This is a genomic window from Sideroxydans sp. CL21 (assembly GCF_902459525.1).
Taxonomy (GTDB): Bacteria; Pseudomonadota; Gammaproteobacteria; order Burkholderiales; family Gallionellaceae; genus Sideroxyarcus.
In genome coordinates, this window is sequence record NZ_LR699166.1 from 2,608,045 (window position 1) to 2,631,718 (window position 23,674).

Below are 23,674 nucleotides of genomic sequence, written 5' to 3' on the forward strand. Positions count from 1 at the left end.
CGAGAAAAGACATCCGGCATGAAATTCAAGTTCGACTGGTTCCTCAAGGGCATGCTGGCGGTCGTGGGTCTGGCCTTTCTGTGGCCAGACCCCGGTGCCCACGACGGCTTCCTGCATCCGGAGTTACTTAACAAGGCAGGCATCGCCCTGATCTTCTTCCTCAACGGGCTCGGACTGAGCCTCCTCGCGCTGCGGGACGGGGCGCTGCGCTGGCAGGTGCATCTCCTGATCCAGACCAGCACTTTCCTGATCTTCCCGCTGCTGGGGTGGGGGCTGATCAAACTCAGCGGCGGCTGGATGTCGGTGGATCTGCAGGATGGCTTTTTCTACCTGTGCGCCCTGCCGTCCACCGTCTCTTCTTCCGTGGCGCTCACCGTGGCGGCCCGCGGCAACGTGCCCGCGGCGGTGTTCAATGCCACGCTTTCCAGCCTCATCGGCGTGATACTGACGCCGCTGTGGATGGCGTGGATACTGGGCCACAGCGGCGCCGACTTCGCCATCGGGCCGGTGATCGTCGACCTGCTGCTGTGGCTGGTGCTGCCCCTGGTGCTGGGACAGCTCGCGCGCCCATTGCTGGGCGATTGGGCCGGCCGCAACAGAGGCCGTATCCAGATCGCAGACCGGCTGACCATCCTGGTGCTGGTCTATACCTCATTCAGCGACTCGGTGCATCAAGGCATATGGTCCCGCTATGGCTCCATCGCGCTGCTGGAAACCATCGTCGGCACCGGGCTGCTGTTCTTGCTGGTGCTGCTGCTGACCCGAGGGCTGTCGCATCTGCTCGGGTTGACCACCGAGGACCGCATCGCCAGCGTCTTTTGCGGCTCCAAGAAGAGCATGGCCTCCGGTGTGCCCATGGCCCACCTGATCTTCGGCGCCAATCCGGCCCTGGGCCTCATCCTCATGCCCATCATGATCTATCACCCCCTGCAACTCGCGGCGGGTGGCGTGATCGCGCAGCACTGGGCCCATCGCAAAGCCGCGGACAAATCGAATTGAATTTCCTGGCGCACGCCCTGCTTGCAGGCGACACGCCCGCCCTGGTCGTGGGAGGCGTCATCGGGGACTGGATCAAAGGCCCCTTGCCCGGAGTATTGCCGGATGACCTGGCGAAGGGGGTTGCGTTACATCGCGCGATCGACAGCTACGCGGAGTCGAATCCGGCATTTTGCCGCAGCCGTTCACGCGTCTCGGCAGATCGCCGTCGTTATGCCGGTGTGCTCGTCGATGTGTTCTACGATCATCTGCTCGCGCGAAACTGGAGCTCCATACACAACCGGCCGCTGGATGAGTATTGCGCAGGGGTCTATCGATTGATCGAAGACAGGCTGAACGACCTCCCCGTTTCCTCGCATCGTGCATTGACCCTGATGGCGGAAGAGGATTGGCTGGCGAGCTACGCGCACATCGAAGGCATCGCCGACGTACTGGCCCGCATGTCGCGGCGCGCCCGCCAGCCCAATCCGCTGGCGCATGGCGAGCAGGAGTTTCTTGCGGACGTTGAGGGATTTGCCGGTGATTTCCACGAATGGCTGAACGACACGAGAGAGTTCTCCCGGCAGTGGCTGACCAAGTAATGCGTAACGTACAAGCCGCTTTGGGTGAAACAAAAGATGTTTGCCAATTCAACTGTGAACAGGCAAGCATCGGTCATTGGCGGAAAGTTGAACATCTTGCACCTATTCCCTATTCCTCGGTTGGGTAGGCAACAATAACTCTCCCGATTCCCCGGAAAGATAAATTTTCACCCCTAAAACATCTGTGTAGAATTCAAGCCATGTCAGGAGGAGCATCCCGTGAATCTGGATGCAAATTATAAGTTTCAAGAAATAATGAATACCAAGCCGTACTTCTCTGGTGAAAGGTCTGTTCCAATTTCGCATGGAATGGTCTTCATGCCATGTACAAAATCTGTCCTGCCCATCCTGGCAAACGACTTGTCGCCACATGACAGATAGCGCTAAAACCTCCGTGCCCATCTCCGGCAGCTGCGCGCGCTGTTCAATGGTTTACTTTTTGTTAACCCTTGTCTATGTAGTCAGCGGCAAACTTGGTTTAATGTTGGCCCTTCCACCCGGCTATGCCTCTCCAATATTTCCCCCTGCCGGAATTGCAGTTGCTGCTGCATTGATTGGTGGAAGAAAAACTTTGCCGTGGATTTTTGCAGGCGCTTTGCTTCTGAATATCTGGGTGGGCTATTCAAGCAACCAGCAAATCAACACCATCGGGTTTGCGGCTGCCATCGCCATCGCCGTCGCGTCAACGCTGCAAGCAGGGATTGGCGACTGGATGCTGCGGCGTGTAATCGGCTACCCTGCGGCACTTGATCATGGCTCCGAGATTCTGCGCTTTATTTTATTGTCGCCGGTTTTATGTTTGACAAGTGCAACGCTTTCGGCGGGAAGCCTCTGGCTTCTCGGCAGCATCAATGCTGCAAACTTTGGCTCAAACTGGACCTCCTGGTGGATCGGCGACACACTTGGCGTTGTAGTGATGCTGCCCATTGTCATGACAGTGGCTGCCGAACCTCGTGCGCTTTGGCGAAGCCGCATGCGCACTATTGCAGTCCCGATGCTGCTGATCTTCGCACTATTTGTGGTGATTTTTCTGAAGGCTAACCAATGGGAATATAACGACTCGTTATCGGATTTCAGACAGTTGTCACAGCAAGCATTCAATCAGGTTAATACAAAGCTGGAAGAACAAGATGGCTTGCTGGATGAAATGGCGGGACTGTTTCTCCACGATGAGCACGGGCATGTAACCAGGCAGGAATTTCACCGTTTCGTTCAAAAGGCACTCAAGCGTTTTCCCATGATTCAGGCAGTAGAGTGGGTGCCACGGGTGGATATTGAAAGCCGCGGTAGTTTCGAGATTGAGCAGCGAAAAGATCTGCCAAAGTTCGAAATTCGCGAGCGCAATACTGCCGGACAATTGGTGCGGGCCGGTGAGCGTGAAATTTTCTATCCTGTGACCTACATTGAACCCTTGGTGGGCAACGAATCCGCTGTTGGATTCGATCTTGCCTCGAATACGGCACGTCATGAGGCCCTGACCAAGGCGATACAAGGCGAGAATTCTGTTTCAACAGAGGCGGTGCATTTAGTGCAAGATGCCCAGTCCCAGGCTGGGGTTTTGATCATGCTGGCTGTACACTCGCATGACAACCATTCCGGTGTTGTCCTGACTGTATTACGCATGGACGATTTCATGAATGCAATACTGACGGGAATGCGCCCTTTGATATATACGCGGCTCGTTGATCTGGATGAGCAGAAAGTTTTATATAACAATTTCAGTACGGAATCCACTCAAGTTCTGAAGAATCAGGTTTTCAAATTTGGAACCCGTCATTACCAACTGGAAACGGCACCGACTCGGGCATATTTTGAACACCATCGGGGCTGGCAAAGTTTTGCCGTACTTACTTTCGGCATTTTGGGTACGGGTCTGATTGGCGCACTATTGTTGCTTGGAACAGGATATACCGCGCGCATTGAAGCGCAGGTAAGTGACAGAACCAGAAAGCTGAGTGAAAGTGAATCGCGTTTCCACTTCATACTGGAAAACAGCCCCATTGCCATTCGCATATCGGCAAACGATTCCGGCAGAGTGATATTTGCCAATCAGAGTTATGCCAATTTGATTGGCGTCTCGAGTGACAAGGTAGTTGGGGTCAATCCAAGGTACTACTACGCGCACCCGCAGGATTATGATGAAATTGTTGAACAACTCCGCAAGGGAGAGAGCATCAGCAACAAGCTGATCGAGTTGCGGAATCCCAATCAGCCCTCGGAAAATAAATGGGCCTTAGCCTCTTTCCTGCCATTGGAATTTGAACAAAGACAATGCACTCTGGGTTGGTTCTATGACATCACAGATCGAAAATTGGCCGAGGATCAGATTCACGATTTGGCCTTCTATGACGTCCTGACCCATCTTCCCAACCGTCGTTTGTTCAATGACCGGTTGGAGCAGACAATGATTGCCAGCAAACGCAGTAACCGTTATGCGGCACTATTTGTCCTCGATATGGACAACTTTAAATCGCTGAACGACAACTTTGGGCACATGGCCGGCGATCTCTTGCTCGTCGAAGTGGCAAGCCGCCTGGAAAGCTGCGTGCGTGCAATGGATACCGTGTCCCGATTTGGCGGCGACGAGTTCGTGATACTGCTCAAGGAGCTTGATGTCGACAAGGCTGAATCGACTTCCCAAGCACGGCTTATAGCCGAGAAAATCCGTGTCAGCCTGGCGGAGCCTTATGTGCTTACCCTTAAAAGCGAAACGGATGCCGACCTTGTTATCCGTCATCATTGCACTGCAAGTATTGGCGTGATGGTGTTCCTCGATCACGAGGAAAGTCCGGTCCACATTCTGCAATGGGCCGACGTTGCGATGTATCAGGCAAAAGACACAGGAAAAAATCAGATACGGTTCTACTGTCCAACTGACGGACCGGCAATCCAATCTGCTGGCGCATAAATGAACAGGAGTATCTTGTGGACGTCGACGGATTTACCGGCGATTTCCACGAATGGCTGGACGACACGAGAGAGTTCTGTCAACAGCGGTTAGCCAAAAGACTCACAACGCACAGATCGTTTTGGCCGGAACTATTCGGTACTTTGTGTTCGATCTTCGCTTCCTCAAACAAGAAACGAAACTGCCAACGATTTGATCAGAGACTTCCCAACGCATGTGCATGGGCAGTACCGTTCTGAACACATTGCCGCAACGAGTCGGCGGAGGAGCTTGTCGGATCTTGCTCCAGCGTACATTCGCACATGCAGGCTGAGGCGCGGTAACATCCTGCCATGTTTTTGCTATTGCATTTGACCTGCAGCGTAGCGCACTGTGCGTTGCAAACGCGGGATATCCTCTGAATCTCCCGGTTCTCTTGCAGTAGCTTTTCTTTGTCCAGGATTTTTTGCGAAGCCAGTTCCCCTCCCCATACCATCAGGGTGCATCCCAGCAGGAAGAATGCGCCCACCAGCCATTTGGAATATGCGAAGGATTTACCCGGTTCTTTGCGCCGGGGCATGCCGTTTCCGATTTCACTGACTTTGATTTCACTGACTTTGAAACTCAGCAGCCCGTTTAATCCGGATTTTGCATGCAGCCGGTCGCACGCATCGATACATTCACCGCAGTCAACGCAGGTATCGGTGATCCTGATATTGGTCGGCTGGATATCGGTGATGCAGGTCGTTGCGCAGTAATTGCATTTTTCGCAAGCTGACGAGCGTGAAGCATCATAGGATATATGGAGTGCATCCGGGCTCCTGAAGAACCTGAGCCAGACACGATACAGGCAGGGATAGTCGCAATACAGATAGCGTACGGTGGCGATATCGATGAAGATGAAAAAGGTCGTTATCCAGTACATGACGGTCATGCCGGACCGCCGGTTTGATTCGCCGGTGAGGAAATCCCACATATCGCTGCGCGTATAAAAGAACATCAGTAAGAAGTAGGCCAGAACCGCGGAGGCAACGAGGAAACTCGATCCCAGGATCAGCCAGTTGATTACCTTGTTCTTGGAAGCCGCCACGATCATTCCCGGGCCGTCTATGCGTACATCTGCACGCTTGCCAAGAAGTTTGTGGGTCAAGCCGTCCGCCATTTCCGAAAACAGGTTTTGCGGACAGGCCCACCCGCAAAAGACCGAGCCTACAGTCATGTACGTGAGGATGATGGCGGTGCAAACCACAGTGACCAGTCCAATCAGGAAGGGATAATTTGTCCAATCCACTTGGAGATCCCGGATGAAGAAACTTGCGGTGGCTAAATCGATCCGGAACAGCCCGAAGATCGGTATCAGGATGATCAGCAGCAACATGCCGAACTGCGTTCCTCTTCTCTTCCAATGATATTTCGGCTGGAATTGCGGTGTGGCCATCTGTTTCCCCATTTAATCCCGCTCTCGTTCAGAAGCGATTGATATGTATCCGACGATACTGGCGTTTACATTACAGAACAGTTGCAATACAGTACATATACAGTTATCAACCTATACAACAGCCCTGTACCGGCACACAAACCATGCCAATCGTAAGCCTGGATTCGAACGACTCTCTGCCGCTGATCGACCAGATTGCCAACGCGGTGAAAAAGATGGTTGATGACAGGGCCATCCGGGCCGGAACGCGCATGCCTTCAATCAGGAACTTCGCCCACGATCATGGCATCAGCCGGTTTACGGTCGTACAGGCCTACGACAGGCTGGTGGCCATGGGTTATCTGCAGTCGAGACAGGGGTCGGGATTCTATGTATCGCAACGCCAGAACCCATATGTTGCGATGGAGAACTCATACGAACCAGACAGCGTGATGGACATCGTGTGGCTTTTGAGGAATTCGCTCGAGCACCGTTCCAGCAGCACAATGCCCGGAGCATGGTGGCTGCCTGCCGCATGGATGGAAGAGACGGGGATCAAGAAGAGCCTGCGTACGCTGTCGCTGAAGGACGGCGAATTCATGACGGCCTACGGCACGCCCAGCGGCTATCTGCCGTTGCGGGAATTGCTCAGCAACAAGTTGTCGGGTATCGGAATTGCTGCCGGCGCTTCCCAGATCGTTCTGACTTCCGGTGTCACGCATGCCATGGATCTGATCGCCCGATATTTCATCCGGGCCGGAGACGCAGTGCTGGTCGACGATCCCGGATATTTCATCCTTTTTGGCGGCTTGAAATCGTTCGGCGCCAAGATCGTGGGCGTGCCCTGGAATGTCGACGGCCCCGATACCCATGCAATGGAAGAATTGATCAAGGAGCATCGTCCGAAGATATTTTTCACCAACACCATCCTGCACAATCCGACAGGCGCAAGCATCAGTCAGGCCGTCGCCTATCGCATGCTTCAGCTTGCCGAAAAATACGACATGATGCTCGTGGAGGACGACATTTACGGCGACTTCCACCCGGCAACATTGACGCGTCTGGCGACACTCGATCAGCTCAACCGGGTGATCTACGTCAGCAGCTTCTCAAAAACGGTATCGGCCAGTCTGCGTGTCGGCTACTTCGCATGCAGCCCCGAACTCGCAGCAAGCCTGTGCGACGTCAAACTACTGACCGGCCTCACCACTTCCGAGATCAGCGAACGGCTGATGTACCAACTCCTGACCGAAGGACACTATAGAAAACACCTCGACAAGCTACGGGCGAAGCTGTTGCTGGCAAGGCAGACCACCATTTCCAGACTGGAGGGACTGCGCTTCACGCTGCATTGCGAACCCGATGGCGGCATGTTCATCTGGGCAAAGATGGATGACCAATGCAATTCAGCAGAAATCGCAAGCCTCGCAGCCAAAAAAGGGATCATGCTCGCCCCCGGACACATGTTCAAGCCGCACCAGGAACCTTCCCCCTGGTTCAGGTTCAACGTCGCGCACTGCAATGACGACGCCACTTTCGAATTCCTATCAGGCTGCCTGCAAAAATAATTTGAATCGCAGTGTCGGCAGAACTCCCGATCGCACGCATGCAAGCACCCGCCACCAACGGCACAAAATCAATACAATTAATTGATTTAGTTGTATTTTCTAAATTTTCGACAATTGCCGCTCTGGACGATATCGACAATTGCCACGGCGCAGGAACCAGTACAGTACCATTGAATATCTAATTAACTGTACATGTATTGTCAGATCTTCATCATGTAAGGTTACTCCCGAACAAGAAGCAAGCTCGTTCGCCAAATCAGAAAAGGGAGAAATAATATGTCAGTACTGCATTCGCTGGAGTTGGGGATTCTAGGTGGTATAGCACTGTTCTATGTACTCATGTATTCCGGATTGTTGGATAAATGGTTCAGATAGTCAGCGTCATGAAAAGTGGATCGATTGTATGACGCCCAAACGGGATCGGGCGATATGGGACAAAGAATCAATGCACAACAAGTCAGGATTCATTCTTTAATCAAACAAGAGGGTAGATTAATGTTCAAGCTGCCACTGGTAATCATTTATATGATCATCGCCTTCAACATCACTGCTTTTACAGTCGTCTTGCAAATGGATTGGCTGATAATAAATTCGCTTATCGCCAAAATGATCGCATGGATTCTGACAATAAGCGCTTGGAGCATGGCATATGTCAACCGCGACAAATGCGTGACGTTGTTCTGACAAAGCTTTGAGCTCGGTCAGCGCCGGGAGGATGTTGGGGATGGTTATATAAGCTTGGAAGCCGGACAAGTTTTCCAAAGTCTGGAATAAAAATGCCCTGCCAAGTTCCTGGCAGGGCATTTCCTATTTCAAGGCGGTGTACGCCGGACTGATCACTGGTTATATCTGCGATAGCTGGCATGCCGCACATTGCCCGAAACTGCGGTCTCCATCCAATGCTTGATGCGGACGGCATCGCCGACACGGGTGCGCTTGCCCCAGGAATCCAGCAGCACGATAACCACCGGACGGTTGGTGATCTTGGCCTGCATGACCAGGCAACGTCCTGCTTCGCTGATATAGCCTGTCTTGCTGATACCGATCTCCCATTGGGAGTTCCTCACCAGGGGATTGGTATTGCTGAAATGCAACGTACGGCGCTCGTCCACTTGCACAATGTGAGAACCCGTCGTGGTGCAGCGCTGGATATCCGGGTAGCCCTGCGCTGCCATGACCATTTTGACCAGATCCTGCGCAGTCGAAACATTGGTGCTGGTCAATCCTGTCGGGTCAAAGAAATGGGTCGAATTCATTCCCAATTCGCGCGCCTTGGCGTTCATCATCGCCAGCATCACCGGAGTTCCACCCGGATAGGTGCGCGCCAAAGCTGCGGCTGCACGATTCTCGGAAGCCATCAAAGCCAGCTTGATCAGTTCTTCACGCGTCAACGTCATGCCGTTGCGCATGCGTGATCGTGTCCCTTTCAAATGATCCCGGTCTTCCGCACTGATGCTGATCAGTTCGTCCATCGGCAGTTTTGCATCCAGGACCACCATTGCCGTCATCAGTTTGGTGATGGATGCAATGGGCACGACATTTTCGGAGTTCTTGGAATAGATCGGGCGCTGATCCTGCTCATCATAGATCATGGCGATGGCAGACTGCAGCCTTGGAGCCGGCATACGACTGTATGCTGCGCTGGCTGACTGGTCGTCGCGCACTATCGTCGTGTCAGTGCCTTCATTGTCAGCTGCATGTGCCAGCAACACATGACCGAGCAAAGCCAGCATGATGATCTTTTTACGCATGATTCCCCTTTGATTCTTGAATATGACTCGGAGGATACCTTAAAAAATCAATAAGATTCAACGAGTGTGACTAAATGGCCAAAGGCTCTTCCTGCTGCTGCAAGGCCCACATCTGGGCATAAATTCCCTGTTTTTCCAATAAGTTACGATGTGTTCCGCGCTCGATAATACGGCCTTTGTCCATCACAAGAATCTGATGAGCGTCAACGATAGTCGACAGACGGTGGGCAATTACCAGCGTGGTACGGTTCTGGGCGATGTTGCGCAACTCGTCCTGTATGGCTTTTTCGGACTTGGAATCCAGAGCCGAAGTCGCCTCGTCAAAGATAAGTATCGCCGGATTTTTGAGGATGGCACGGGCGATGGCGACACGCTGCTTCTCCCCGCATGAAAGCTTCAGTCCGCGTTCTCCCACCATGGAATCGTAACCCTGCGGCAGGGATTCGATGAATGTATGGATATGTGCCGACTGTGCGGCAGAAATCACTTCCGCGCGGGTGGCATTCGGTCGACCGTAGGCTATGTTGTAATAGATGGTGTCGTTAAACAGCACGGTATCCTGGGGCACGATACCGATGGCCGCGCGCAGGCTCGTCTGTGTTACGTTGCGGATATCTTGTCCGTCTATCGAGATGCCTCCCCCATTCACATCGTAGAAACGGAACAGCAGGCGCGACAGGGTGGATTTGCCCGCCCCGCTAGCGCCCACCACCGCGATCGTGTGTCCTGAAGGAATATCGAAGCTGACATCGTGCAATATCTCGCGCGCCGGATCGTACGAGAAATTGACGTGCTCGAAGCGCACCCCCGACACGTTACTGACGAAGTCAGCCGTTTGCGGGAGGGGGTGCGATGCGGCCACTCCCGCACTCGTCGGCTCCGCCGCACCGTGTCGTGGCCGCACTGCAGCACCGTTCAACCTGAGCGGCAGTGCATGCTGCGCATCCTGCACTTCTCGATTCACGTCCAGCAGACGGAACATCTTCTCCATATCGGCCAGGGCGTTCTTGATTTCACGGTAGACGAAGCCCAGAAAATGCAGCGGCATGTAGAGCTGCAGCATGTAGACGTTGACCAGAACCAAGTCGCCGATGGTCATGGTGCCCTTCACGACCCCGTCCGCCGCCAGCAGCATGAGCAGAGTCACGCCGATGGCGATGATGATGCTCTGCCCGGCATTGAGCGTCGCCAGCGAAGTCTGGTTGCGCACAGCAGAGACTTCCCAGCGTTGCATCTGTTCGTCGTAACGCTCGACTTCGAAATTTTCATTGCCGAAGTACTTGACCGTCTCGTAATTGATCAGACTGTCGATGGCGCGCGTGTTGGCTTTTGAATCCATGTCGTTCATGGTACGGCGGAACACCATGCGCCATTCGGTGATGGTCAGGGTAAAAGCGATGTAGAGCACCAGCGTGGCAAACGTGATGATGGCAAACCACGGGTTGTATTTGTAAAACAGGACACCCGCCACCAGACCTATCTCCAACAGCGTCGGCAGGATGTTGAACAACAGGAAGGTAAGCAGGAAACTGATGCCGCGCGTACCGCGTTCGATGTCGCGCGACACTCCGCCGGTTTGCCGTTCCAGATGAAAACGCAAACTCAGGCTGTGCAGGTGCTCAAAAACCTGCAGGGCAACCCGCCTGATGGCACGTTGCGTGACCTTGGCAAACAGGGCATCGCGCAACTCACCGAAAAGCGTACTGAACAACCGCAACAAACCATAGCCCACGACCAAAAACACCGGAATGGCAAGCATCGCCTTGGGCTTGCCCATTGCATCCACGATAGACTTGAGCACGAGCGGCACAGCGACGTTGGTCAATTTGGCCAGCACCAACAGCACGATCACCGCCGCCACACGGACTTTGAATTCCATTAGATAGGGGAGCATGCTGCGAATGACCCGCCAATCGGTGCGCGTTGGGGCGGATGAAGAACTCGAATAATGTTTCATCTGGGCATTACATTAAATGACAGCAGGCATTATAGCCTGCCGCCCTCCTCCCAAAAAAATGGGCATCCGCGAGGATGCCCAAATACAGGAGGAGATACATGAAAGCGGTGAGTGGAGCCTCGAGTCCGCCCTCGGATAATTTATAGCAAGCACCATGCCAATCTTGCTTAGCCTTGATTCAAAAAGGATTATGCCTTTGCGGAATGAAGGATGTTGAAATGAACTGCTCCAAAATGTCGCCTAATGCACCTCCGCCGTGCATCATTCCGGGCGTGTAGCGCGGAGTGCCGGACCATATAATGCAGCCCGCTCGTTCAAAATGACCCGCACCGGCATCGCCTCCAGCACATGGCGCATTCGTCCTTTGCCGAGGAATGCCTCAATGAACGTGCCGCGCTGCAACATCGGCAATATCTTGGGCGCGATGCCGCCCCCAACATACATTCCACCGCGGCTCATGGCCTTCAGCGCGAGATTGCCTGCCTCCGCGCCATAAAATTGCACAAAGCGATCCATCGTCTCGATACAGATATCATCACTACCAACCGCAGCAGCCCTGGAAATTGCGGCTGCCGCATCTCCCGCCCGCATTTCATCGGACAACCACGGTGGCACGGCTGATTTGCGGTAGGCGCACAAAAACTGATGCAGTTCGACCAGCCCCATGCCGGAGACGATGCGCTCCCAACTGACATGCCCGTACAGGCGCTGCAAATATCGCAACAAATCGATTTCCAGATCGTCTTGCGGACAGAAACTGGTGTGCCCCCCTTCCGTGGCAAAGGGATGGTGCCGTTGCCCGTCCCAATAAAGGCCCGCTTCACCCAGTCCCGTTCCGGCGGCGATGATGGCGGCATTGCCTCGGGCATCTGCGTCTCCTTGCTGCAAGCTCGACAGGTCTGCATCTCCCAGAGCCGCGAGTCCGCAGGCGATGGATTCCAGATCGTTAAGTAATGTGCAAACCTTGAAACCAAAGCGCTGCTGCAATACGTCAGCGTCGATGTACCAAGGCAGATTGGTGGTGCGTACAGCCCTGCCCTGCACCGGCCCGGCTATGCCGAATGCCGCATGCGCAGGCACTTGCATGCCTGTCAGAAAATCCGCCAGCAGAGTCTCAAAAGTGGCGAAGTCGCGACTGGGATAGATGATCTCTCGCTCGATACTCACCCGAGTACCGACGACCCGGACGATTGCGAGTCGCGTCTTGGTTCCCCCGATGTCGCCTGCGACTGCCCTGCTCATGGAATATCGATCTTTCCTGTCGGTTCTATCGGAGCGACATGCCAGATGCGTTCTGCATATTCGCGTATGGTACGGTCACTGGAAAACTTCCCCATTGCGGCCACGTTGAGGATGGCGCGCCTCGCCCATTCATTCTGGTCGCGAAACAACTCTCTCACCTTGTCCTGGCAGGCAACATAGGAAGCGTAGTCTGCAAGCACCAGGAAACGGTCGCGTGTGAGCAGCTCATCGACGATATCCCGATATCGCCCGGCATCGTCCGGACAGAAATAGCCCGACGCAACCATATCCAGTGCCTGTTTCAACTCTGCATTGCCGTCGTAATATCCGCGGGGGTCGTAACCCTGCCTATGCAGCATTGCGACTTCCTCGGCAGTCAGGCCGAACAGGAAGAAATTCTCCGCACCTGCCTCATCGCGTATCTCGATGTTGGCGCCGTCCAGCGTGCCAATGGTGAGCGCCCCGTTCAACGACAACTTCATGTTGCCTGTGCCCGAAGCCTCGGTACCGGCAGTGGATATCTGTTCGGAAAGATCGGCAGCCGGCACAATGTGCTCGGCTTTCGATACATCATAGTTGGGTATGAACACGAGCTTCAGTTTGCCGCCCATCTGCTGGTCGTTGTTGACAATATCCGCGACATCGTTGATCAGCCGGATGATGAGTTTGGCCATCGCATAGCCGGGTGCCGCCTTGCCCGCGAAGATCACGGTACGCGGTACGAAATCGGAATGGACGCCGCTACGGATCCGGTTATACAAGGTGATGACATGCAACACGTTGAGCATCTGCCGCTTGTATTCGTGTATGCGTTTGACCTGGATATCGAACAGCGAAGCGGGATCGACCTCGATACCGAGCTTCTTTCTTATCAGCCCCGCCAAGCGTTCCTTGTTCGCCAGTTTGACGGCACGGAACTGCTGCTGAAACCCGGCCTCATCCGCATACTCGTGCAATCTCTTTAATTGGTCGAGGTTGGTCAGCCATTCGTTCCCGATCCGTTCGGTGATCAGCCTGGCCAGGCCCGGATTGGCCTGGTTTAGCCAGCGGCGCGGCGTGACGCCATTGGTGATATTGATGATTTTGCCCGGCGAAACGCGTTCGAAGTCGGCAAAAATAGTGCGTTTCATCAGTTCGGTGTGCAGTGCGGCAACTCCGTTCACCGTGTGGCTGCCGATGATGGCAAGATGGGACATGCGCACATGGCGGCCATCGCGCTCGTCGATGATGGACAAGCGTTGCAACAAGTCGCCATCGCCGGGAAACTGGTGCATCACCTGCTGCAAAAAGCGGTGGTTGATCTCGTAGATGATCTGCATGTGCCGCGGCAACAGGCTCTCTATCATCGCCACCGGCCAGGTTTCCAGCGCCTCAGGCATCAGCGTGTGGTTGGTGTAGGAAAAGATGCGGGTAGTCAGACTCCACGCCTGATCCCATGTCTGGTGATGGACATCGACCATCAGGCGCATCAACTCTGCAACGGCGATGGACGGATGCGTATCGTTCAGTTGCACTGCCAGTTTTTCCGGCAGTAGATCCCAGCTGTCGTGGTTCTTCTTGAAGCGGAACAGCATGTCCTGCAGCGAAGCACTGACGAAGAAATACTGCTGCTTCAAGCGAAGTCCGCGCCCCATCTCATTGGAGTCATTCGGATACAGTACCTTGGACAGATTCTCCGACTCGTTCTTGTCGGCGACGGCCTGAATGTAGTTACCTTGGTTGAAATAGCGCAAATCGAAATCGCGCGAGGACTTCGCCGCCCACAAGCGCATGTTGTTGACCGTCTTGCCGCCATAGCCGGGGACCGGGGTGTCATAGGCCATCGCCATCACATCATCGGTATCGACCCAGTGATGTCGCAATAGACCGTTTTCATGCTTGTACTCCACCACGCAGCCGTGGAACTTGACCGGGTACAACAATTCGGGACGTGGGAACTCCCACGGATTGCCGTAACGCAGCCAGTTGTCCGGATGTTCCATCTGTACGCCGTTTTCAATGCTCTGGCGGAACATGCCGTATTCGTAGCGAATGCCATAGCCGTAGCAAGGCAGGTCTAGCGTAGCCATGGAATCGAGGAAGCATGCAGCCAAACGGCCGAGTCCGCCGTTGCCCAGCGCCGCGTCGGTCTCGATCTCGGAGATCGCCTCGAATTCAAGTCCCAATTCAAAGAGAGCAGCCTTGCATTGCTCTTCGATGCCCAGATTGAGCATGGCATTGCTGAGCGTACGCCCCATCAGGAATTCAAGGGACAGGTAGTAAGTGCGCTTGACGTCCTGCTCGTAATAACGTTGCATGGTTTCCATCCAGCGCTCTACCAGGCGGTCACGCACGGTCAGCGCCGTGATCTGGAACCAGTCGAACGTGGTGGCATCGGTGTGGTATTTGCTGCTGGTGTAGATCAGGTGATCGACAAGCGAGTCTTCAATCGCCTCCTTGTTCATGCCCGCGTTTCGATGTTGCGGTGCCGCTTTGCTTCTCATCGCTTTCCCCGTGTGGTGTGCAAGCGTTAGTTGGATGTGAGACAACTCTCGTCCGGATTCTCCGCGCGGCGCAAGGCAGTGTCAATTCGGGGAGCGAAGCCGGTTGCTTTGCCGCTGCGAACCGACGATTCCTTTCGCCAGTTCCATCAGTGCCTCTTGGAGAGGCCCAGAACTCCAATGATGAAACGTATCAGTCCGTAACTCATCAGTGACAAAAAGCGCGTGGCGAGGTTGGGGCGAGCAAGATTCACACGCCGTCCATCGCGCTTGACGGAATCCATAAGACTGCCGAGCAAATCACCGGCAAAACCCGCGTCATTGACGGCCAGGTTTGCCTCGCGCGCCAACAACAGGCTGAACGGATCGATATTGAAAGAGCCTACCGTCGCCCACTCGCCATCAATGACCGCGACTTTGGCGTGCAAATAACTGGCGTGATATTCGTAAATCTCCACGCCCGCATCAAGCAAGCGCCCGTACAAGGCAAGGGTCGCATAATGCTGCAAGCGGTATTCCACTTTGCCCTGCACCACCACTACCACACGCACGCCGCGCCGCGCCGCATGAATCAGTGACCGTAGAAACAGGCGCCCCGGAAGAAAGTAGGCGTTGGCGATGACAACCTCGCGTTTTGAACCCGTAATGGCTTTGAGGTAGGTGCGCTCGATGTCGCGCCGATGCCGCACGTTGTCGCGCAATACCAGTTTTACATTGGAATCCGGGCGCTGTTTGACCCGATACAGGCGCCATCCCTCTTCCTTGACGCGCTTGCGGAATGCAGCCCAGGACACCATCTCCCACAGGCGCTGCATCACTGCCTGCACTTCGCCCGCAAGCTCCCCCTGTATTCTCACTGCGTAATCCAGACGCGGTGCATCGAAGTCCAGTTTCGCGGGAATATCGTGGATGATGTTGATGCCGCCAACGAAAGCCACTTTCCCATCCATTACTGCGAGCTTGCGATGCATGCGCCGCAGGCGGCGCATGCGGCTACGGCGCATGGTAAAAGGTGAAATCTCGCGCCTGAACCATTGCACTTCCACCCCTGACTTGCGCAAACCATCCACAAAAGATGCCGGCAACTCGGCGGAGCCAAAGCCGTCAAGCAATACCCGCACCACCACGCCGCGCTCTGCAGCCTGTTGCAAGGCGAGTCCAACCTGATGCCCGATCACATCGGAGGCAAAGATATAACTTTCCAGATAGACGGAATGTTTTGCGGTATCGATATCGGCGCATAGCTGAGGGAAAAATGCCACTCCGTTCTGCAGCAGCGTCAGTTCGTTGTCCGATACCCGGTGGATACGATTCATTGTCTTTCCAATTGCGCGGAAAGCGCGGCGTGGTCGGATAACCGCAGCCATTTACCGCCAATATGCACATCGCATCCTTGTACACTGAAACCGCGCACGTAGATGCGGTCCAGCCTGAAGAGCGGGACTCTGGATGGGTAGCTGCGCGCTGGCTTTCCTTCCTGCAGGTCAAACACGTCTTGCACGCCAAGTTCTTGGGCCAGCGTTAGACTCAGCTGGTTGCGCCAGTCGTTGAAGTCGCCCGCGATGAGCAGCGGGGCTCCGGAGGGGATCTCGTTCAGGACATATTCGACCAGAGCGCGCATCTGCACGCGCTTCCCCTTGGCGAACAAGCCGAAATGGGCGCACAGGCAATGCACGCGCAGCCCTTCCATATCCACTTCGCAATGCAACAAGCCACGACTCTCGAAACGATGTGCGGAAACATCCTTGTTGAAAGTCTGCACAATGGGGAAGCGGCTGAGAATAGCGTTGCCATGATGTCCTTCATCGTATGTCGCATTCATGCCGTAAGCATGGTGCGCCCAAAATTCATCGGCAAGAAACTCATGCTGCGGACCGGAAGGGTAATCGGCATGACGCTGTACATGACCCGCATGCGCACCCTGCACCTCCTGCAAAAACAGGATGTCGGCATCCAGTTCGCGCAATCGTTCGCGCAACTCGTGCAGCACCACGCGGCGATTGAACTGCGAGAAACCTTTATGAATGTTGTAGGTGGCGATCTTGAGCGTGGTCATGCACGCCATTCTACCCAATCAGCGTTTGAACGTGCGCCAACCTCGCGCCCGGTACTGTCAGGCGTTGCCGATTCCGCTGGTCGGGAGTTTGATCAGCTTGGCAAAATCCAGCATGCGCCGGATCGGCAACACCGCACGCGGAATGATGGCAGGGTCGACATGGATCTCGTTGTTGCCGCGCTCCAGCACTTCCGCCAGATTGATCAAGCCGTTCATCGCCATCCACGGACAGTGGCTGCAACTGGTGCAGTTCGCACCGACCCCGGCGGTGGGCGCTTCGAGGAATATCTTGTCAGGACACAGGGTACGCATCTTGTGCAGGATGCCGTTGTCGGTGGCCACGATGAACTCTCTGGCGCCGGAACCCTGTGCCGCCTTGATCAGCTGCGTGGTGGAGCCGACCACATCGGCCAGTTTGATCACGGCACGCGGCGACTCCGGATGCACCAATACTTTGGCCTGCGGGTGCAGCATTTTCAACTCGACGAGTTCTTTCGCCTTGTATTCGTCGTGCACGATGCACGAGCCTTGCCAGAGCAGCATGTCCGCCCCGGTCTGTTCCTGCACGTAGTTGCCGAGGTGGCGATCCGGCGCCCACAATATCTTCTTGCCCTGTTCCTTGAGATGCTTGACCACCGGCATTGCGATCGAACTCGTCACCATCCAGTCGGCCCGTGCCTTGACTGCTGCGCTGGTGTTGGCATACACCACCACGGTACGGTCGGGATGGGCATCGCAGAAGGCGGCAAACTCGTCTGCGGGACATCCCAAGTCCAGCGAACATTCCGCTTCGAGATCAGGCATCAGCACGCGCTTTTCCGGATTCAGTATCTTTGCGGTCTCTCCCATGAAGCGCACGCCTGCAACAACAATCGTTTTGGCCGGATGCTGGTGGCCGAAGTTGGCCATATCCAGGGAATCCGAAACGATCCCGCCCGTCTGCTCCGCCAGATCCTGCAGGTCCGAATTTACATAGTAATGCGACACCAGCACGGCATCCTGTTCCTTCAACATGCGTTTGATGCGTGCGATCAACTCGGCCTTTTCGGCCGCATCCGGCTCACGCGGCTTTTTCGCCCATGCATGTGCCGTGCTGCAACTGGTCTGGGCGGCATCGGGATGATCGTAAGCGATGGAGATGATGTTTTCAGCCATGTTGGATACGTTCCGGTAGTTGCAGGATCGCCGCACGGTTGCTCGGCGAAAATACCTTGTCCGCCGCAACGTCCCAAGGCAACCACTGGTAGTTCAGGTGTTCGCGCGGCGATAGTTGGACTGCGACTTGTTGCGGGAGTTGCAAACCGAACACATGCTCGGTGTTATGAGTTGTTCCGGGAGCATAGCGATGCGCCCACCGAGGATAGATCTCGTACACATTCTGCTCCTGCCAGTCGGTGAGCACATAGCGCGCCGCGTCCAGTCCGGTTTCTTCTTTCACTTCGCGTATCGCGGTCTCGCGCAAGGTCTCTTCATCATCGCGGCTGCCGGTCACCGATTGCCAATAACCCGGATAGTCGGCACGCTCCATCAGCAGCACGTCGAGCGCCGAAGTATGGATGACGATCAGCACCGAGATGGGTTGTTTATATGCAGGCATTATGCGATGAACACCCAGAACGCTTTGTCCTGCAGCTTCCAGAACGATATGGTGGCGTCGAGGATGTCATCCAGCACTGCCTCGCCTGACGGATCGCCCTGCAGCAGCAATACATATCCGGATGCGGGGCACCAGGAAAGATCGCCCAATGCATCGGCCAACGCATCCCAGTTGTGACCGAACCAGTCTGGTGCCGCTATCGCGCGCGCCAACTCTGCCAGCACCTCACCTTTGCCGCTGGCATTCGCGATATCCGCCTCGAACACGGCGAATCCGCCTTCCGTCGCGCTGGCGCGCAAATCCTCCAGGGAACAATTGAGGCGATATACCCCAGCCTCGCTCACGCTCTGCAGCCGCTTGCACAAATCGCTCATGCTCACTCCCTGATACGACGGAAAGAACGGTAATGATCGTCGGAGTAATAGCACTCCGGCAGTGCGAATGGGTCGCTGCGCAGCAGCGGGGCTGCGCCAAGATCGCCCGGAGGGCGAGTGTCTGGCGGCGTACCCTTTACGGGTAAACCCATCGGCCTACCCCTTGCGGGTGCGATGCCGCAGACGATGCGCCGTGCACCCCGATTGCGTGCGCCCGGCGATTTCACGGTGTATTCGTGGTAATAACCTCGTTGCTGCTGCGGCAGCACGTGTTCGTAGTTGCTGAACACCACGCCGTCGCGCGAATAAGGGAAAGGACCATTGTTCTTGATGAGTTGCAGGGTATTGCGCGCTTCCGTTGGCAGCTCGGCAAGGCTGATGGGTGCGTTAGCAACGGAACCATGAGAATGATGGCTGCGCGCCTGCGCAAACGGCAAGCACAGCAGCAAGCCAATCAGCAGCCACCACTGCGCTCGAGTCACGCGCGGCATCCTTATTCCTTGGGCGCCTCGGTCGCCGCTGGCTGGCGCAAACGGATGTGCAGTTCGCGCAGTTGTTTCTCATCCACCGGTGACGGCGCCTGGGTCAGGAGGCATTGTGCACGCTGCGTCTTGGGGAAGGCAATCACGTCTCGGATGGATTCGGAGCCGGTCATCATGGTGACGATGCGATCAAGGCCGAAGGCCAAGCCGCCGTGAGGCGGTGCGCCGTATTGCAATGCATCCAGCAGGAAACCAAACTTGAGTTGGGCCTCTTCCGCGCCAATATTGAGCGCGCGGAATACTTGGCTCTGCACCGCTTCTTTGTGGATACGCACCGAGCCGCCGCCGATCTCGGAACCGTTCAGGGCGAGGTCATAGGCTTTGGCCAGGCATTTGCCCGGATCGCTTTCCAGCATGGACAGATGCTCGTCCTTGGGCGCGGTGAACGGGTGATGGCAGGCGTTCCAGCGCTTGGCTTCGTCGTCGTATTCGAACATCGGGAAGTCAACCACCCACAGCGGCTCCCACGCCTTGCCGTTGGTGTAGCCTTTCTCGTGGCCGATCTTGCTGCGCAAAGCGCCCAGCGCGTCGTTGACGATCTTTGCCTTGTCCGCACCGAAGAAAATGATATCGCCATTCTGAGCACCAGTGCGCTCGATGATGATCTTCAGCGCGGCTTCGTTCAGGTTCTTCACGATCGGCGATTGCAGGCCGGTCTCGTTCAGTTGCGTAACGTCGTTGACCTTGATGTAAGCCAGCCCCTTGGCACCGTATATGCCGACAAATTTTGTGTATTCATCAATCTCGCCGCGCGTGAACGTGCCGCCGTTAGGCACGCGCAAAGCCGCCACGCGGCCATTCTCGGAGTTGGCGACACCGGCAAACACCTTGAACGCGACATCCTTCACGGCGTCGGTCACCTCGGTGATCTCCAGCGTCACGCGCAGGTCGGGCTTGTCCGAACCGAAACGGTTCATCGCTTCCGCATAGCTCATGCGCGGGAACGGGTTGGGCAGCGCCACGTTCAGCACTTCCTTGAACACCGTGCGGATCATTTCTTCCATCAACTCCATGATCTGCTCTTCGGTCAGGAAGGATGTCTCGATATCCACCTGGGTGAATTCGGGCTGGCGGTCGGCGCGCAAGTCTTCGTCGCGGAAACATTTGGTGATCTGGTAGTAACGGTCGAAGCCGGCCACCATCAGCAGCTGTTTGAACAATTGCGGCGACTGCGGCAGGGCAAAGAACTCGCCGGCATGCACACGCGACGGCACGAGGTAATCGCGGGCTCCTTCGGGTGTGGACTTGGTCAGCATCGGCGTTTCGATGTCGATGAAACCCTTGTCGTCCAGGTAGCGGCGGAATGCACGGGCCGTCTGGTAACGCAGCATCATGTTCTTCTGCATCTGCGGACGGCGCAAATCGATCACACGGTGCGTGAGGCGTACGTTTTCGGACAGGTTCTCGTCGTCCAGCTGGAACGGCGGCGTGACGGCGACATTCAGCACTTCGATTTCATGGCACAGCAGCTCGATCTCGCCGCTGGGAATGTTCTTGTTCTCGGTGCCTTCCGGGCGGCGGCGCACGCGGCCAGTCACTTTCAGCACGTACTCGTTGCGCACCGATTCGGCAATCTTGAACATGTCTGCGCGATCCGGGTCGCACACCACCTGTGCCAGGCCTTCGCGGTCGCGCAGGTCGATGAAGATTACACCGCCGTGATCGCGGCGGCGATGTGCCCAGCCGCACAGGGTGACGGTCTGGCCGAGGTTGGAAACATTGAGTTGCCCGCAGTAATGAGTTCGCATAGATGATTCAGTTCAGATTGATCAAAAAAAAACAAAAGGGAAATTACTTATTCGGTTTGGCCGGTTTGGCCGCCGTTTCAGGTGTGGTAACCACACCCATCGAAATGATGGCCTTGAATGCCGCATCCACGTTGATGTCCAGCTCGATAGTCTCGGACTTCTTTACGTAAAAATAGAAACCGTTCACCGGACTGGGCGTGGTCGGCACGAATACGCCGACATACTCGTCACCTGCCAGGACGCGCGTCACTTCCCCGGGCACGCTGGTCTGGAATGCCAATGACCATGTCTGGGGATGCGGGTAGCGCACCAGCAATACTTTGCCGAAAGCGCTGCCGCTCTCCGACAGCAGCGTATCGCTGACTTGCTTGACACTGTTGTAGATGGCATTGACGAAAGGGATACGGCGCAACAGGCCATCCCAATAGGTCAGTAGGCGCTGGCCGAATACGTTACGAACGAGCAAACCGGTAGTCAGCACGACGACTACTGTCAGAATGACGCCCAAGCCGGGAATGTGGATGCCCAGCAATTCATCCGGATGCCAATGCCTCGGCAACAAGGTCAGAGTCAGGTCCAGAGTGCTGATGATGAGGTTCAAGACCCACAGGGTGATGCCCAGCGGCACCCAGACGAGTAAACCTGTCAGCAGGTATTTCTTCACGAATGAGTGCCTGCAGCCGGACAGGCCGAGCAGGCTGACGGCTCGCACTGAACTGCTGGCTTGTTCTTGAAATCGGTGGCGTAGTAACCGCTACCTTTTAGCTGAAAGCCAGCCGCGCTGATCTGCTTGGCGAAGGCTTCCTGGCCGCATTCCGGGCATTTTGTCAACGGTGCGTCGCTGATCTTCTGCATCACATCTTTTTGTGCGCCACAGCTGCTGCAACGATATTCATAGATGGGCATGTCCTGCTCCTGCATTTGAAAGGCGCGCATTATACCCCGCGCCCCCGAATAGGAAGAAGCTGGTTTATCGCAGCAGCATTTCAACGATACTAACTCATGCCATGCGCCTGCACCCTGTTCCATTTGCAGCGGATATATCTGGAATATGCATTAATCAGGACGAGCATCCCGTTCATCTATTCATCTGCGCAGGGTGAATTCAAAAGTGCCCGCTCCCCGCAAAAACGGTGTACTCAGCCGATACTTCCTCAGCTGCGTAACTTTTCATGGAAAACAAGCCGTACACAAGAATAAAAATAATCCCAAGCCAAATCGGTTTCATGCATCCTCCATTCGCTCGCTCCCGCATAACCGGAATCGTCGAATTTAGTAATGCAACAGCTGTGCCAAAGCTGAAATTGTCTGTCCGCAAAGGGCAAGACCGACGGTTTGATGGAATATTGGCGAAGGAATGACAACAACTGACGACAGGCAGACAACCATAAATCCATACTAAAAACAATGTTATATATCGGTGCCAGACCATTTTCCTGGTGCAATCCCGTCCAGTGACCATTCCCCGATCCCATGACGTATCAAGCGCAAGGTAGGAAAGCCGACTGCAGCCGTCATGCGTCGAATCTGGCGGTTCTTGCCTTCGCGTATGGTGAGTTGCAGCCAGCAGGTAGGAATGTCTTTGCGAAAGCGAACCGGCGGGTCGCGTGACCAGAGGTCGGCAGGCTCTTCCATCAGACTTGCTTGTGCCGGAAGGGTCAACCCATCCTTCAACTGCACACCGCCTCGCAAGCGTTCCAGAGCCGCTTCGTCTGGAATACCTTCCACTTGCACCCAATAAGTCTTGGGCAGTTTGTGACTTGGATCGGTAATGCGATGTTGCAGCTTGCCGTCGTCAGTGAGCAACAACAGCCCCTCGCTGCCGGTATCCAAACGACCTGCGGGATAGAAACCCGGAGCTGTAATGTAATCCGCCAATGTCGGATGCAGACCGTCGCGGCTGAATTGGCAGATCACTCCATACGGCTTGTTGAACAGCAAAATCCGACTCATTTTCTACTTACGGCACAGCAATGCCGTGTTTTCCATAAAGAACCGCAATGTTCCGGCAACTCAAATGTAATGTGATAAAAAAGCCCGCCACTTTCGTGGCGGGCTTTTTTACAACTCAAACAGGGATTAACCCGCTTGAATGTTGGAGGCTTGCTTGCCCTTTGGTCCTTGAACAACTTCGAAAGTCACTTTCTGACCTTCTTTGAGAGACTTGAAGCCGCTCATGTTGATCGCGGAGAAATGCGCGAACAAATCTTCGCTGCCATCATCGGGAGTAATGAAACCAAAACCCTTTGCATCGTTGAACCATTTAACAGTACCGTTTGCCATGCTTAACTTCCTTACAAAAAACAACGGGTGGAATCCCGTCAAATTGTTTGAATTCCAAGATCGCAAATGGGACCGCACATGGCAAAACCAGCACTAGCAGATACTTTGATTCAAACACCCGAACGCTTTTTACCCCACTTGAACTTACAACGTCAAGGGCAAAATACAATTTATTAGCGAATTGACTTGAAAAAC

At 55.0% G+C, this 23,674-nt stretch carries 21 protein-coding genes; 4 read left to right on the forward strand and 17 right to left on the reverse strand.

The annotated features are described in order from the left end of the window. Positions 1 to 18: 18 nt before the first annotated feature. The 3 genes from QOY30_RS12150 to QOY30_RS12160 all read left to right on the forward strand — a co-directional run bounded on the left by QOY30_RS12150 (position 19) and on the right by QOY30_RS12160 (position 4,485). Positions 19 to 999, forward strand: coding sequence for a bile acid:sodium symporter family protein (locus tag QOY30_RS12150; protein WP_283744884.1), 981 nt, complete (start codon positions 19 to 21; stop codon positions 997 to 999). 47 nt (positions 1,000 to 1,046) lie between these two features. Beyond that, positions 1,047 to 1,577 (forward strand): acyl carrier protein phosphodiesterase, encoded by a 531-nt coding sequence (locus QOY30_RS12155; RefSeq protein ID WP_283744885.1) that lies wholly within the window; start codon positions 1,047 to 1,049, stop codon positions 1,575 to 1,577. A 370-nt stretch (positions 1,578 to 1,947) separates the two neighbouring features. Then, positions 1,948 to 4,485 carry a diguanylate cyclase domain-containing protein gene (locus QOY30_RS12160; protein WP_283744886.1) on the forward strand — a complete coding sequence of 846 codons (2,538 nt, stop codon included), beginning with the start codon at positions 1,948 to 1,950 and terminating at the stop codon, positions 4,483 to 4,485. A gap of 196 nt (positions 4,486 to 4,681) precedes the next feature. Here QOY30_RS12160 and QOY30_RS12165 read toward each other — a convergent pair whose 3' ends face one another. Further along, positions 4,682 to 5,902 (reverse strand): 4Fe-4S binding protein, encoded by a 1,221-nt coding sequence (locus tag QOY30_RS12165; RefSeq protein ID WP_283744887.1) that lies wholly within the window; start codon positions 5,900 to 5,902, stop codon positions 4,682 to 4,684. A gap of 143 nt (positions 5,903 to 6,045) precedes the next feature. Between QOY30_RS12165 and QOY30_RS12170 the strand changes: the two genes are divergently transcribed. After that, on the forward strand, positions 6,046 to 7,449 hold the full coding sequence (locus tag QOY30_RS12170) for an aminotransferase-like domain-containing protein (protein ID WP_283744888.1): 1,404 nt from the start codon (positions 6,046 to 6,048) through the stop codon (positions 7,447 to 7,449). 492 nt (positions 7,450 to 7,941) lie between these two features. On the opposite strand, the gene QOY30_RS12175 is transcribed toward QOY30_RS12170, so the two are convergent. The 16 genes from QOY30_RS12175 to QOY30_RS12250 all read right to left on the reverse strand — a co-directional run bounded on the left by QOY30_RS12175 (position 7,942) and on the right by QOY30_RS12250 (position 23,479). Next, positions 7,942 to 8,253 carry a hypothetical protein gene (locus QOY30_RS12175; protein ID WP_283744889.1) on the reverse strand — a complete coding sequence of 104 codons (312 nt, stop codon included), beginning with the start codon at positions 8,251 to 8,253 and terminating at the stop codon, positions 7,942 to 7,944. Between the two features lie 32 nt (positions 8,254 to 8,285). Then, positions 8,286 to 9,200 carry a D-alanyl-D-alanine endopeptidase gene (gene pbpG / locus QOY30_RS12180; RefSeq protein WP_283744890.1) on the reverse strand — a complete coding sequence of 305 codons (915 nt, stop codon included), beginning with the start codon at positions 9,198 to 9,200 and terminating at the stop codon, positions 8,286 to 8,288. A gap of 70 nt (positions 9,201 to 9,270) precedes the next feature. Continuing rightward, positions 9,271 to 11,157 (reverse strand): ABCB family ABC transporter ATP-binding protein/permease, encoded by a 1,887-nt coding sequence (locus QOY30_RS12185; protein ID WP_283744891.1) that lies wholly within the window; start codon positions 11,155 to 11,157, stop codon positions 9,271 to 9,273. Positions 11,158 to 11,418: 261 nt separating this feature from the next. Next, a complete protein-coding gene (gene glk, locus QOY30_RS12190) occupies positions 11,419 to 12,399 on the reverse strand; it encodes a glucokinase (RefSeq protein ID WP_283744892.1) in 981 nt (326 codons plus the stop codon). Further along, complete coding sequence (locus tag QOY30_RS12195) at positions 12,396 to 14,882, reverse strand: glycogen/starch/alpha-glucan phosphorylase (RefSeq protein ID WP_283744893.1); 2,487 nt, start codon at positions 14,880 to 14,882, stop codon at positions 12,396 to 12,398. The genes glk and QOY30_RS12195 overlap by 4 nt, the downstream gene beginning before the upstream one ends. Before the next feature lie 146 nt (positions 14,883 to 15,028). After that, complete coding sequence (clsB, locus tag QOY30_RS12200) at positions 15,029 to 16,195, reverse strand: cardiolipin synthase ClsB (RefSeq protein ID WP_283744894.1); 1,167 nt, start codon at positions 16,193 to 16,195, stop codon at positions 15,029 to 15,031. Next, positions 16,192 to 16,935: an endonuclease/exonuclease/phosphatase family protein gene (locus QOY30_RS12205; RefSeq protein WP_283744895.1), complete on the reverse strand. Its 744-nt coding sequence runs from the start codon at positions 16,933 to 16,935 to the stop codon at positions 16,192 to 16,194. Before QOY30_RS12205 ends, clsB begins: the two co-directional genes overlap by 4 nt. A gap of 57 nt (positions 16,936 to 16,992) precedes the next feature. Continuing rightward, positions 16,993 to 18,090 (reverse strand): quinolinate synthase NadA, encoded by a 1,098-nt coding sequence (gene nadA / locus QOY30_RS12210; protein WP_283744896.1) that lies wholly within the window; start codon positions 18,088 to 18,090, stop codon positions 16,993 to 16,995. Next, complete coding sequence (gene nudB, locus QOY30_RS12215; RefSeq protein WP_283744897.1) at positions 18,083 to 18,532, reverse strand: dihydroneopterin triphosphate diphosphatase; 450 nt, start codon at positions 18,530 to 18,532, stop codon at positions 18,083 to 18,085. Before nudB ends, nadA begins: the two co-directional genes overlap by 8 nt. Then, complete coding sequence (locus QOY30_RS12220) at positions 18,532 to 18,906, reverse strand: barstar family protein (RefSeq protein ID WP_283744898.1); 375 nt, start codon at positions 18,904 to 18,906, stop codon at positions 18,532 to 18,534. Before QOY30_RS12220 ends, nudB begins: the two co-directional genes overlap by 1 nt. A gap of 2 nt (positions 18,907 to 18,908) precedes the next feature. Next, on the reverse strand, positions 18,909 to 19,397 hold the full coding sequence (locus tag QOY30_RS12225; protein WP_283744899.1) for a guanyl-specific ribonuclease: 489 nt from the start codon (positions 19,395 to 19,397) through the stop codon (positions 18,909 to 18,911). Between the two features lie 2 nt (positions 19,398 to 19,399). Further along, positions 19,400 to 21,196, reverse strand: a complete 1,797-nt coding sequence (gene aspS / locus QOY30_RS12230) for an aspartate--tRNA ligase (RefSeq protein ID WP_283744900.1) — start codon at positions 21,194 to 21,196, stop codon at positions 19,400 to 19,402. 43 nt (positions 21,197 to 21,239) lie between these two features. Next, on the reverse strand, positions 21,240 to 21,860 hold the full coding sequence (locus tag QOY30_RS12235) for a DUF502 domain-containing protein (RefSeq protein WP_283744901.1): 621 nt from the start codon (positions 21,858 to 21,860) through the stop codon (positions 21,240 to 21,242). Continuing rightward, a complete protein-coding gene (locus QOY30_RS12240; RefSeq protein WP_283744902.1) occupies positions 21,857 to 22,102 on the reverse strand; it encodes an FmdB family zinc ribbon protein in 246 nt (81 codons plus the stop codon). Before QOY30_RS12240 ends, QOY30_RS12235 begins: the two co-directional genes overlap by 4 nt. A gap of 504 nt (positions 22,103 to 22,606) precedes the next feature. Further along, positions 22,607 to 23,149 carry a pseudouridine synthase gene (locus QOY30_RS12245; RefSeq protein ID WP_283744903.1) on the reverse strand — a complete coding sequence of 181 codons (543 nt, stop codon included), beginning with the start codon at positions 23,147 to 23,149 and terminating at the stop codon, positions 22,607 to 22,609. A gap of 126 nt (positions 23,150 to 23,275) precedes the next feature. Then, positions 23,276 to 23,479 carry a cold-shock protein gene (locus QOY30_RS12250; protein WP_013029103.1) on the reverse strand — a complete coding sequence of 68 codons (204 nt, stop codon included), beginning with the start codon at positions 23,477 to 23,479 and terminating at the stop codon, positions 23,276 to 23,278. Between the last annotated feature and the right edge of the window lie 195 nt (positions 23,480 to 23,674).